The organism is Sphingobacterium sp. xlx-130, from assembly GCF_011007405.1.
Taxonomy (GTDB): domain Bacteria; phylum Bacteroidota; class Bacteroidia; order Sphingobacteriales; family Sphingobacteriaceae; genus Sphingobacterium; species Sphingobacterium luzhongxinii.
Genome location: NZ_WFKN01000008.1, coordinates 128,428 through 141,340 on the forward strand (window position 1 = coordinate 128,428; position 12,913 = coordinate 141,340).

Annotated in this window: 9 protein-coding genes; 5 read left to right on the forward strand and 4 right to left on the reverse strand. The window is 40.7% G+C overall.

Annotation, left to right across the window (positions count from 1 at the left end; translation table 11 throughout):
• Nucleotides 1-167 precede the first annotated feature (167 nt).
• The 4 genes from G7B18_RS14500 (at nt 168) to G7B18_RS14515 (ending at nt 6,434) form a co-directional block, all read left to right on the forward strand.
• Nucleotides 168-3,320: a SusC/RagA family TonB-linked outer membrane protein gene (locus G7B18_RS14500; protein WP_164123239.1), complete on the forward strand. Its 3,153-nt coding sequence runs from the start codon at nt 168-170 to the stop codon at nt 3,318-3,320.
• 11 nt (nt 3,321-3,331) lie between these two features.
• The gene (locus tag G7B18_RS14505) at nt 3,332-4,825 is read left to right on the forward strand and encodes a RagB/SusD family nutrient uptake outer membrane protein (protein ID WP_164123241.1); all 1,494 of its coding nucleotides are present in this window, start codon (nt 3,332-3,334) and stop codon (nt 4,823-4,825) included.
• Nucleotides 4,826-5,026: 201 nt separating this feature from the next.
• Nucleotides 5,027-6,147, forward strand: a protein-coding gene (locus tag G7B18_RS14510; RefSeq protein ID WP_410528454.1) for an IS3 family transposase whose coding sequence is annotated in 2 segments (ribosomal slippage) — nt 5,027-5,276 and nt 5,276-6,147 — 1,122 coding nt in all. Because the reading frame shifts where the segments join, the coding sequence is not laid out codon by codon here.
• An 83-nt stretch (nt 6,148-6,230) separates the two neighbouring features.
• A complete protein-coding gene (locus tag G7B18_RS14515) occupies nt 6,231-6,434 on the forward strand; it encodes a hypothetical protein (protein WP_164123244.1) in 204 nt (67 codons plus the stop codon).
• Nucleotides 6,435-6,484: 50 nt separating this feature from the next.
• Here the strand turns inward: G7B18_RS14515 and G7B18_RS14520 are convergent, their stop codons facing one another.
• From G7B18_RS14520 to G7B18_RS14530, 3 genes are all read right to left on the reverse strand, one after another.
• Complete coding sequence (locus tag G7B18_RS14520; RefSeq protein WP_164123246.1) at nt 6,485-7,543, reverse strand: Mrp/NBP35 family ATP-binding protein; 1,059 nt, start codon at nt 7,541-7,543, stop codon at nt 6,485-6,487.
• 48 nt (nt 7,544-7,591) lie between these two features.
• Nucleotides 7,592-7,876, reverse strand: a complete 285-nt coding sequence (locus G7B18_RS14525) for a hypothetical protein (RefSeq protein WP_164111100.1) — start codon at nt 7,874-7,876, stop codon at nt 7,592-7,594.
• Nucleotides 7,877-9,007: 1,131 nt separating this feature from the next.
• Nucleotides 9,008-10,429, reverse strand: a complete 1,422-nt coding sequence (locus G7B18_RS14530) for a Gfo/Idh/MocA family protein (RefSeq protein ID WP_164123265.1) — start codon at nt 10,427-10,429, stop codon at nt 9,008-9,010.
• Nucleotides 10,430-11,145: 716 nt separating this feature from the next.
• Here G7B18_RS14530 and G7B18_RS14535 point away from each other — a divergent pair.
• Complete coding sequence (locus tag G7B18_RS14535) at nt 11,146-11,832, forward strand: hypothetical protein (protein ID WP_164123267.1); 687 nt, start codon at nt 11,146-11,148, stop codon at nt 11,830-11,832.
• Nucleotides 11,833-11,920: 88 nt separating this feature from the next.
• On the opposite strand, the gene G7B18_RS14540 is transcribed toward G7B18_RS14535, so the two are convergent.
• Nucleotides 11,921-12,913: a DUF5007 domain-containing protein gene (locus G7B18_RS14540; protein WP_164123269.1), complete on the reverse strand. Its 993-nt coding sequence runs from the start codon at nt 12,911-12,913 to the stop codon at nt 11,921-11,923.

Sequence of the window (12,913 nt, forward strand, 5' to 3'; positions counted from 1 at the left end):
TAGATCCCTTCTGGTATAGTGATTTATATCGCTTACACTGTAATTGATTTATCATTTGATGAATTGGTTTTATCGGCATATGTATTAGGCCCGGTGAGGGTGGGGTATAATCTATTTATTAGACTAATCTATTATTAAAACAATTTTTAACTAAACACAATAAACACATGAAACAAAAATTACTCAGTTTATTTTTTGTGCTGACGTGCTTGATAGGCGTGTCTTTTGCACAGAATCGGCAAGTGAGCGGGAAGGTTACCTCTGCGACTGATGGGGTACCTTTGTCTGGGGTATCGGTTTCGGTATTAGGTACTTCTAATGCTACGCAGACTGACGAAAATGGTAATTATACTATAACGGTAGGTCAAAGAGGAAGTATTAGCTTTTCTTACATTGGATATACCTCTCAACAAGTTTCAGTAGGTAGCCAGACTTTAATCAATATACAGTTAGTAAGTGATTCCGAAGCTCTTGACGAGGTCGTTGTAGTTGCTTATGGTACACAACGTAAGGAGGCTATAACAGGTTCTGTCGCTACAGTGAGTAGTAAAGAGCTAGAGAAAAGGGTGATAACAAACTTAACTTCCGCATTAGCAGGAGCTGCTCCAGGAATCGGCGTTTCTGGGGTTAATGGGCAGCCCGGAAGCAGTGCATCAGTCCGTTTACGTGGTTTTGGATCTTATTCGGTTTCAAGCTCGCCATTGTATGTGGTGGATGGTGCGGTTTATGAAGGAAGTATTGGAGATATACCAGCTTCAGATATCGAGAGTCTTACTATCTTAAAGGACGCTACTTCAACAGCTCTGTATGGTTCTAGAGGAGGAAATGGGGTTATCATCATTACTACAAAAAAGGGAGTTTCCGAAACCCCTACCTTGTCACTGACCTTAAATAAAGGCTTTACTTCTCGTGGTATCCCTGAGTATGACAGGGTAAACACATTTGAATATTATCCATTGATGTGGGAGGCTATGAAGAACTCTGTTAAGTTTCGAAAGGACAAGCCTCTTTCTGACGAAGATGCCAGGAAATATGCTACAGATAATATCGCTTCTCAGTTGGTATACAATCCTTTTAATGTAGATGATAAAAGTATAGTAGGTGTAGATGGAAAGTTAAATCCTTCAGCATCTTTATTATATGATGATTTTAATTGGTACGATGAAATGACACGACAAGGTCATCGTGATGAAGCAAATCTTAGTGTCTCAAATAAAAAAGAAAAATCAGATTACTATAGTTCTTTATCTTATCTCAGGGATGATGGATATATTTTAAAATCCGATTTTAAAAGGTTCGCTGGTCGAATAAATGTTAATTCGGAAGTCAAGGATTGGTTAAAATTCGGATTAAATGTCGCTGGTAATGCGTCGGAGGGGAATTTAGCCAGAGATGCGTCCACGGGTAATGCTTCTAGTTTTGTGAATCCTTTTTCTTTTATTAGAGGGATTGGTCCTATATACCCTGTACACGCGTGGGATAAGTCAGGAAATGCTATAATTGATCCTTCAACGGGACAGCAATTTTATGATGCAGGTATGCATCCGGGAGCGGTCAATAGACCCACTGGCGCCTCACAAGGTAGACATGTGATTTGGGAATCGCTATTAAATGATGTTACGAACAAAAGAAATTCGGTCTCTGCTCGTACATTTACAGAAATTTCTTTTCTGAAGCATTTTAAGTTCAAACCTAGTGTGAGTGCGGATTTTAGAAATGGTCTAGACGATCAATTCCGTAGTCCACTGATTGGTGATGGAGCGACCTTAAAAGGTTATGCGTATAATCAAAGCCATTCTTCAAGAACATTGACATTTAATCAGATTCTTTATTATCAACAAAACTTTGATAAGCACAATGTGTCCGTCTTTGGTGGACATGAGAATTACGAATACAAAGCAAGTATCAATTCCTCTTCGAAAACTAACCAAATTTTGGCAGGGAATACAAAGTTTGATAATTTTGTGACTCCATATTCAGCAGGTGGTTATGAAGATGTATATAGATTGGAATCTTATTTTTCCCAAGCTGCGTATAATTACGATAATAAATACTTCTTTGATGCTTCTTTGAGAAGAGATGGTTCTTCTAGATTTCATAAAGACAGTAGATGGGGAACTTTCTATTCTTTAGGAGGCGCATGGTCAATCAGTAAAGAAAATTTTATGCAAGATGTTTCTTGGATCAATGATTTGAGAATGAAGGCTTCTTTGGGGGCTGTAGGGAACGATGCATTGAGTACTTATTATGCTTATCAAGCTTTCTATTCGTTGGGATTTAACAATGGATCTCATCCTGGCTTACTTTTGAGCAGTTTAGCAACACCCGAGCTGACTTGGGAAGCTTCTAAGACCTATAATGTTGGTCTTAACTTTAGTCTTTTGAAAAATAGGGTTTTTGGAGAGGTCGAACTGTATAAGAGAGGATCTGATGATTTGATATTTGCACTACCATTAGCATTGTCTGATCCTGTTACCACTATTAACGCTAATATTGGTAGTTTATATAATAGAGGTGTAGAGATTCAGTTGGGTGGAGATATTATTCGTAAACAAGATTTTAATTGGAGAATGATTACCAATTGGACGTTCTTTAGAAATGAGATTACAAAAATGCCTGCTGAGAATCCGGTTATTACTGCTGGTACCAAGCGTAGGGAAGTGGGAAGAGATGTATACAGTTTTTGGTTAAGAGATTTTCAAGGAGTTGATCCTGCGGATGGTTCATCCTTATATACACCAGTGGAAGGTACTGCCCCTGATAAAATCAGAACAGTTAATGGTAAGGAATATGTAACGACGATATCGGATGCTAAATATGGTTATTTTGGGACAGCGATCCCGAATTTAATCGGATCGGTACAAAATACCCTCAGCTATAAGGATTTTTCACTTAGCTTTTTGATAAATTATCAACTAGGTGGGAAGTTTTATGACAGTGAGTATGCGGGACTAATGGGCTTGAGTTATGGTAGTGCAATGCATGTAGATCAGCTGAACGCGTGGACTACGCCAGGACAGGTAACAGATATACCTAGATTGGATATGAATGCGACAAGTGATTTAAACGCTGCCTCAAATAGATGGTTGATTGACGCTTCCTATATTAGTTTTAGCAATGTAAATGTCACCTATAATCTGCCTAAAAATTGGATTAATAAAATTGATTTGAAATCGGCACGTATCTTCTTTGCGGGAGAGAATTTAGGGTTGATATCGAAACGCAAAGGATTAAATCCTACCGAGTCATTTGACGGGACAAATTCCACTACTTACGGAATGAGTAGAATATTCTCTTTTGGTCTTAATGTTGCATTCTAAAAATAAAAAAAATGAAAAAAACGATATATATAGGATTAATCTCTTTGCTTTTTCTTGGTTGTTCTAAGGATTATCTAGAGACTTCACCTACTGATAAAGTAGATGACAAAGCCATATTTTCTTCTATTGAAAACGTTGAAACAGTTATTAATGGGGTCTACAGATACATGTTCGAACGCACGACAGCCGTGAGCTCGAACCAACAAAATAAACCTGGTGTAGGTGGGGTCTTGTTAAGTAATGATTTTTTAGCGGAAGATTTACATATTGGTTCTTCCTCATGGTTTACAGGGACGGGTGACGGGAATTGGAATGGACATCGAATAGATAACGGAACCAATACAGCATATGTTTATAGGACATTTTATCGTATTATAGGTAATGCTAATGCTGTACTTGACAATATCGATCTCTTAGATGCGCCGGATGATCAAAAAGCAAGACTAAAATCACAAGCATTGGTTTTGAGAGCTTATGCTTACTCTTATTTGGTTCAATATTATGGTAAACGCTATGATGTTGCAAATAAACCCAATAGTCAACCGGGGGTTCCTCTTCCTTTATCCCAGAAGGATAATAAAATGCCTCGGGTGTCAGTAGAAGAGGTGTATGCTGCGATTAATAAAGATCTGGATGATGCTATCGGTTTAAATGTAGCAACGAGAGCTGACAAGTCGCAAACGAATGTTTGGATTGCTAAAGGATTGAAAGCTCGTGTCGCTTTGACTATGCAGGACTATGACAATGCTATTAAATATGCTAGAGAAGTAATAAATTCACAAAGCTTCAAGCTTATGACGGTAGCAGAATATAAGACAGGGTTTAATAATGCGGGCTTATCTGAGTTTATGTGGGCCTCTATGCCTTCAGAGGATCAAGGTGATACTTTTGGGTCATATTTTGCTCAGATTGCTTACAATGCAAATACATCATTCCAAAGAGCAAATCCTAAGCGCATAAACTCTGTGTTATATGATTTTTTGCCAGCAACAGATGTTAGAAAGACGATGTGGGAGCCGACTCCTACTCAGGCAAATTTTCCACTACCTGCATCTAATTTTGTGCGTCAACCTTTCATGAGCAGAAAGTTTTCAATTAAGGCAGCCGGAGGTACATTAGGAGATGTCAGCTTAATGAGATTGTCTGAAATGTATCTGATTGAAGCCGAGTCTTATGCTTCGAAAGGTCAATCTGGTCCTGCTCAAGATGTACTGCATGAAATTAATTCTGTTCGAAACCCTAGTGCTGTTAAATCTACTAAGATAGGGAATGAATTATTAAAGGAAATATGGAATTACAGACGGGTGGAACTGTGGGGAGAAGGCTTTAGATTTTTAGATCTAAAAAGGCTAAATCAAGACATGGATCGAAATACTGTGCCAAATTATACATCGGCTGCTGTCGGAGGCTTTATGTTGGTAAAGGCTGGAGATGATAGGTGGCAGTTTTTAATTCCTCGTTCTGAGATGGAAAATAATCCAAATATAGGCGAGCAAAACAAATAATACTTTTCTATTATTGAGTTAAAGGAGCTCTCAAAAAAAGTCGCTTAACAAAGAACCCCGTCATTCGAAAATGGCGGGGTTTTTCTGTTGTGCGCCTATCATGGGGGTAGCTCTTTGGTGTGACGTCCTCCCAAAAAACTGGAGCATTTAAAAGTAGGGAATTCGGGATTGAATTACTAATTTTAAATAGGAGGAAAAACGATGAAAAGATCGAAGTTTACCGAAGCTCAGATCGCCTTTGCGATCAAACAATCCGAGACGGGCACCCGGGTGGAGGAAGTCTGTCGCAAGATGGGCATCAGCGAGGCTACATTTTACAATTGGAAGAAGAAGTACGGTGGCCTAGGAGTTTCAGAACTTCGAAAACTGCGCCAGCTTGAAGAAGAAAATGCTCAGCTGAAAAAGCTTGTTGCCGATCTGAGTTTGGATAAACAGATGTTGCAGGATGTGTTAAAAAAAAAGTATTGAGACCTTCCCAACGAAGAAAAATAGTGAAGGGATTAGTTGCGGACTATCGGGTTTCATTACGGAAAGCATGCGAGGTATCACTACTAAGTACTTCTGTTTGGTACTATAAGAGCCAGCGTCGCGAAGATCTTCCATTACGTATAAGGATACGTAATATAGCCGAAACACGGGTACGTTATGGACTTTGGCGCGTCTATATTCTTTTACGTCGCGAAGGCTGGTCTGACAACCATAAACGTGCATATCGGATCTATAAGGAAGAAGGTCTGAACTTAAGGAGTAAACGCCCGAGACGCTGCAGAGCAGCCTCTCATCGTTCTGAAAGACCTTCTTTTTCCAATTTACATGACTGCTGGAGTATGGACATTGTCGCAGATGCGCTGTTCGATGTAAGAAAAATCCGCTGTTTAACTATAGTGGATAACTATAGTCGTAAATGTATGGCTATTGAGGTTGGGCAGGGTCTTAAGGGAAGTGATGTTGTTTCTGTTTTGGAAGAACTCAGGTTGTTCCAGCAGGCAATGCCCCGAAAAATTCAAGTGGATAACGGATCAGAGTTTATTTCTAAGGATGTTGATAGATGGGCATATGAACATCAGGTGGAATTAGTATTCTCCAGACCGGGAAAACCAACAGATAATCCGTATATTGAGTCATTCAATGGAAGTTTTCGGGACGAGTGTCTAAATGCGCATTGGTTTCTGTCATTGGAAGATACGAAAGAAAAAATTGAAATCTGGAGGGAAGAGTATAACACCTTCAGACCCCACAGCTGTTTAGGGGATATGACTCCTGAAATGTTTATCAAAAAACATTTCAAAACAGAAGAATTTTCTACTTTAGAGCACTCCTAATTTTGGGGAGAGGTCACTGATTGGAATTCTTTAGTTTTGGGTGTAGCTAGCTAGGGTAAGATTACAGTGATTTTGTAGTAGAAATGAGCCGCTGGTACGGATTTCGGATTCAGAATATACATTGTATACCCGATGAACGTCGAGTCAATGCATCGGTCTGTCACAGACTTACGGAGAAAGAAATCCTTGCAATAATACGACAAGATGGGACCAAAATGGTCAAAAGGAATGAACTGTTGAGCTTTTGTCCGGAAGATACCGATACGAGGTTGGCGGATAAACCTTAAGACTTTAACAGTAGTAATTTTAAGAGCAGGCTAAGCCTGCTCTTAAAATATTATCTATTCGCCAATATGCTGACTTCCTGAGCTACTCTACCGGCCATGTCCTTATAGGACTGTGCGATCTTTTCGTCTCCATCCAGCACCACTGGGAAACCATTGTCGCCCGCATCGCTGATAGCTTTGACCAAAGGTATCTCGCCTAGGAATGGAACCTGATTGTCCTGGGCTAATCGTTTGCCTCCATCTTTACCAAAGATATAATACTTGTTTTCTGGTAATTCAGCAGGTGTAAAGTAGGCCATATTTTCAACAATCCCGATAATAGGGACATTGATGCCTTCCATTTTGTACATCGCCATTCCTTTGATCGCATCGGCTAATGCAACTTGCTGCGGTGTCGTCACGATCACTGCGCCAGAGATAGGGTAGGTCTGCGATACCGTGATGTGGATATCACCCGTACCAGGTGGCATATCCACAATCAGATAATCCAGTTCGCCCCAATCAGCATCGTTAAAAAGCTGCTTAATAGCTGATGTCGCCATAGGACCGCGCCACGGGATCGGCTGATTGGGATCCGTAAAAAAGCCGATAGAAAGAAGCTTTAATCCAAACTTTTCGATCGGTACGATCTTCGTTTTCCCATCTTCCGTCTGTGTGGACATCGGCTTAGCACCTTCTAGACCAAACATGATCGGAAGCGATGGCCCATAGATATCAGCATCCAATAGACCTGTTTTTGCCCCAGATTCGGCTAGTGCCAATGCAAGATTACTCGCTACGGTAGATTTACCTACGCCACCTTTGCCTGATGAGACGAGAATGATATTTTTGATTCCTTTGAGCTGGCTGTTGTCTACGCTCGTGACCCGCGAAGTCATGTTGATATCTACCTCGATATCCTTGTCGACAAATAGTGCAATAGCATTCCGGCAGGCGTGCTCAATATGCGCTTTCATCGGACAAGCCGGAGTGGTCAGTACCACATCAAACCTTAGCTTATTCGGAAGTATTTCTATATTTTGAATCATGTGGAGTGTGACCAGATCTTTTTTTAGATCGGGATCCTCTACATGACTCAAAGCGTGTAATATCTGCTCTTTTGTAATCATAACTTCGTAATTCTCCTACAAAGCTACACATTGCTGCAGACAAAGTTGTCATGCCTGCTTCAAATCCATGATCTTTTCGAAGACCTTGTCCATAAATAGGACGGTGTCCAAGTTCCGGTCAAATTTGCGTTGCTCAAATACCAAGTCGTAGGTGTTGTCAAACTTCATCGCTTGTAATTCGAATTTTTGCAATTCCAGCCATGCAGGTGTATTTTCTTTATCAGGTACTGTACAGCTAATGGTTTTCAGACCACCTTCATTCGATATTTTGTAGTTGACACTCACAGGCCTCGAATTGGCCTTTGGATAATGTATTAAGATGTTATTGTTCATATGTATTAAGAATTTTAAAAAAATAAGGAGATCGTTGTTGTGTTGTACATGTATAAAGCTCCTGTTTTTATTAGAATTATATTCAGATAAAAGCTAGTGTTTTGTCTGATTTTTATAATATAGTGAAAATAAGTGATATATAAAAATATTAGGGGCTATCGAGGCCTAACAAGAAGCTTTGTAACTTTTGTTGGCTAATAATGAAATGTGGATGGATAGTTGGAATAGTTTAGATCCGCCAGCTGGTGGATCATGAAATATGAAATGTGAACAATATAACCTAATCGCTGCGGTTTAGGTTACAGTCTCTAGCGTTTTGGGGCCGATCGCTTGCACTATTAGGTCAGATGCTGGCGTTCCCTGCTTAATCGCTAGCACATAGCGTCCGATGCTAGGCGCTTGGACTTAAATAGCATACGTTTGCATTTGCCGCGATAGCGATGGGCTGTTTCGCCTTGGCGTTTACACGGCGAGCGCAAGCGAAAGCGGGGTATGTGCTTGCGTTTTAAGGCTGGACGTAAGCGTTTTTTGTTGCGGTGCAAGGGTATAAAGGGGAAGCGCATGCATTTAATTTTCGATTGCTAGCGATTGTGGATTGCACGCTAGCGATCAGTCTAGAAACGCTAGCGTTTCTACTCGAAGTTGTAGTTTTCGCAAATTGTGCTTTTGGAGAGCTGGAGCTCTTGTTTTTCGATGTTTAATCAGGTTTAAAGGTGGTTTTTAGGCGTTCTTAAGGGAGCTGAATGAATGGGGAAAGGTGTAAATTTGTGCCACAAGAAGTTTTGCAAAGTCCGAATATTGGCACAAATTTACACCTTTTTGGCTTTTTTTTAGAGGCGTCTTTCTAGTGTTTGTTAATAATTGTTTATTTAAAATTCAACAGAATGATCAAGCCAAATTACAAGAGCAAAGATGCAACAGAATTGTTGAACTATAAATAAGTACATCTTCTGTGGCGAACAGTTTTAAGTCTATTGTGAATTTTAATTCACAATAGACTTAAAAATATAGCATAGTTTACAAACCGAGCTTGCGAGCTCACCGTAATCTGCAATTGGTAGCTTAGTTCAAATAAAAAAGGTCTCCATCTTGATGATCGAAACCTTTTTCTGTATAAATAAGCAACTAAGCTTAAAACGACCTATAATCGCCCTGCAGATATTGGTTTGCTTTTTCCTCTTTAAATTTAGCCTTTTTAGCATCCCAATGTAAGGTCTCACCAGGGAATCGCCCAGCAATGGTGCCCAAGAGAATAGTTTCTGTTAATCGAGAAGCGTAATCAAAAGGCGCCGAGCATTCCGCTTTGCCCAAACAAGCGTCTACAAACTGGTGGTAGTGCTTAGCACCTTCCTTATCATAGTCACGAACGGGCTGGCCTAAATTATATTTTTCCGACACCTTTTCTATTTCATTAGTAATATCTACGTACTGACCATCGACAATTTTTCGAGGTAGCTGCATGAAGTGTGGCAGTAATAAACGCCCTTTGGTGCCGACAAACATCGCGCCTTGCTCAGGCAGCTGGCCGTCGCCCGCTATTCCCGGGTCTAAGGACAATTTGGAAGGATCGTCCTGTTTCTTTTCTTCCGTTTTGGCAGCTTTCATGTTCGGAAGCATAAGATCCTCATGCACAGCCGGTGCAGCCGGGCCATCATACCAGATCCATTTCAAAGATTTGCCAGTATACTTGGTGCCTGGAAATTCATAAGTGACCTTATTGTGTTCCGGAAATCCAAACCCATTGGTAGGTCGACACTCGTTGATTATCGTACGCGGTACGTCGAGTTGTAGCGCATTATAAGGGGTATCAAAAATATGCACCCCCATATCGCCCAAGGTTCCACAGCCGTAGTCCATTATTTGTCTCCAACGTCCCGGATGGTATGCGCCCTTTTTGTAAGGTCTTTTGGGTGAGGTGCCAGCCCATAGGTTCCAGTCTAGTGTTTCTGGGATTGGATCCTCTCCTTGAGGAGGCGGCCCATCATAACCATGGTTTTTTGGTGACCAAGCGTGTACGGTATGTACTTTTCCGATAATACCGGATTGAATCAAATGTGTAGCTAGCTTGTAGTCATAAAAAGAGTGGACCTGAATACCCATCTGCGTGACTAATTTTTTTTCAGCAGCCATTCTTTTCATTTCACGCGATTCAGACACGTAGTGCGTCAATGGCTTCTGGCAATAGACGGGTTTATTCATCTGCATGGCCAATAAGGAAGCCGGTGCGTGGGTATGATCGGGTGTCGATACAATGACAGCATCAATTTGACCGCCAAGTTCGTCCATCATCTTTCTATAATCAGAAAATATACGCGCTTTGGGGTGTAGTTTGTGGGCCTCGGCGAGGTTTACAGCGTCCACATCGCACAGCGCGAAGACATCCACATTTGCATGGGATGAGATGGCATCCAGGTCGGCTCTACCCATACCTCCTACACCGATATGTGCGGTCCGCAAGCGACGATCTGCTGGGAAAGCTTTCAGAATAGAAGGCGAGAGGAGAAGCCCCAACGCGCCTATTGCACTGCTTTTTAAAAATTCCCGTTTGTTCATATGTTTATAATTATTTTATGAGCTCGCAAGCTCGGTTTGTTTTTTAAAGGCCATATGGAATATCCAACGTATGCCCATTCGTGTTTGTTAAACAGTTGCAGCATGGATATTTCATAATATAGTTGCGTTTATGTTTAAGTATGGTCTAAAATAATACTATTCTTCGTTTATTCCAAGTGTATAGATGCTGTGCTTTCTGGAACTTGTTGTATTTCACAGTGGCAGAACTTCATCGCACCAAAAACCGACCCGCTGTAGACCAGTCGCTCACCCCATTTTTGTTGCGCGCTCTGACTCGAAAGTAAATGTAGCTTCCAGCCATAAATCCATCTTGGTAGGCAAGGAAAGATCGCGTGGTAAACATAAGATTACATCCATCTCAGCTCCCCTTAACTCCGCTGTAGATCCGACTAACCTTCGGTAAAGCTTCGTATCTTCCTCGGGTTTCCTTCGGGACTGCTTCGACTATTCTTTGACAATTCTTCGGGTATGCTTTCGCTCCAAGTCAAACAATAGGCGAGGATGTCCCAATGCAGTCTCGAACCTATTTCCTAGCTCTCTCGAAGGTATACGCAAGAACTCTCGAAGGCTATGGAGTAAACCTGTTCTTAACAATAACACTGTAAAAGAGGTTTTATCTTGAATTTAGGTGCATTTTGTAGCGCCTTGTTTGGTCAGTACGTTTTAAATCAAAACTTACTAATTAAAACACTATTATGCGCTTATCACTGCTTTTATTAGGTTCTGTGGGGCTACTATTCGCTTCCTGTTTGAAAAATGATACGGATGGTCCTGAAATTATTGTAGAGCCACCATTCCCGGCTGAAGTTATACTGGATAGTATCCAAACCGGATCATTATATAACGTGACTGTTGGAGCCTCGGCCGAAGAGGTATATAAAGGATTACAGGGGGGTACGGATTCCAAGGGTAAGATGAACTATTTGGGAATAACAGGTGTGTTGAATACGAAGCTTAGCGATCTGAAAGACCGGATACCGCTCTATAATGGACTTATTCTAGACCAAAGGCCGAGCAACCCCTTGTCGGCGCAGATCTATTTCAAAGACGGTAAAATAGAATCTATTTATTATCGTAACAGCCCAAATAAGTTAAGTCGGTGGCCTGCTGATGCACGTGTGCCTTTAAAAGTTGGCGATCCTTTAGAAAGTATTTATGGCAAACTTGTCGGTTTAGAGAAAGATAATCGCTACACCCGTTTCTTTGAGTACATAGGTCTATTTGAAAAGAATATCGACAAGCCATTCGATACCTTCCAAAACAAATCCAATCTATGGCAATTTAGCATAACGGTAGATGATAAGAATTTTATCCGTGTGGACTTGGTTTTCGAAAATGCGGTGTTGGTAAAGATACGCTCCAGGCACGAACGATATCTGTAGGTGCTTAGATCTAAAGAATAAAGTGCTTACTTATACATGATGATAAAAAGGAACTGTCAAAGAAGAGACAGTTCCTTTTAGTTAGCTTTTATGGTACTCTGATCACTTGAGGAACTATGACTTCTATCTCATAGGTGCCAGGTGCAAATGCTCTGAATGAGAATCGCGCATTACAGGAGTAGGTGTTGTATGGCAGCTCTAGAGAATCGTCATACTTCACGAACTTCGCCGGAATCCTGTAATAATAGTTGAAACCATTTCCAAGGGAAGCCAATGGGAAAGGTACGACACCGAATTGAAATTCCATTCTGTCATCGAAAAGTGTTGTTGATAAAGAGTAGTCTTGCATAGTTTGTAAAAAACCACCTTGTGTTCCTGAGTTTGGACGTCTTGCAATTTCTCCTTTGTTGGGATTGAAGGTGTTACCATTTTTATCTACAATGCGAACGATTACTTTATCGCCACTTTCTGAAATGCGTTTCACTTTAATGTGATTAGCATTACTTGGAATTAATTTGGTCGTTGTTTCTGCTCCTATTTTCATAGCTACCGTAGATCTGACTGCCGGTATTTCATAAAATGGTGCTGAAATCAGATCAAATTCACCTATGTCTTTATAAACTTTACTGCTTGCAGGGTTGCTAATCTCCAAATCAAATTTATACTTGCCTAAAGGTAGATTTACGGTCGTGTAGTTTGCTTCTATTTGTCCGGAGACAGGATTAATCACCAGCGGATAGATCATAGAGTCTACGCGCTTCGCATCAATAAGCGCCAAGGTCGTGTCTTTTTTAGAGTCGTACAGCGCTTTCCAGACTTTATGCTGGTATTTTTGTTGAAACAGTGAAGTTACATTCTCGCCAGTCTCCCTGTTGTAAATATTTAGTAATTTAATCTGTAAAGGCTTTGTGGACCCTTCTGGATTTATGGCCGAAGAAACAAAAGCTCTTCCCTGGGGTACTTCAGTGGGTTGGACCTCATAACGGATAATGTTACTTAGGTTTCCGTCATTTATTTTTTTACAACCGGTAAAAGCTAATGTTGTAAGTACTAGTCCGGTAATTATGTTTTTATTTTTCAT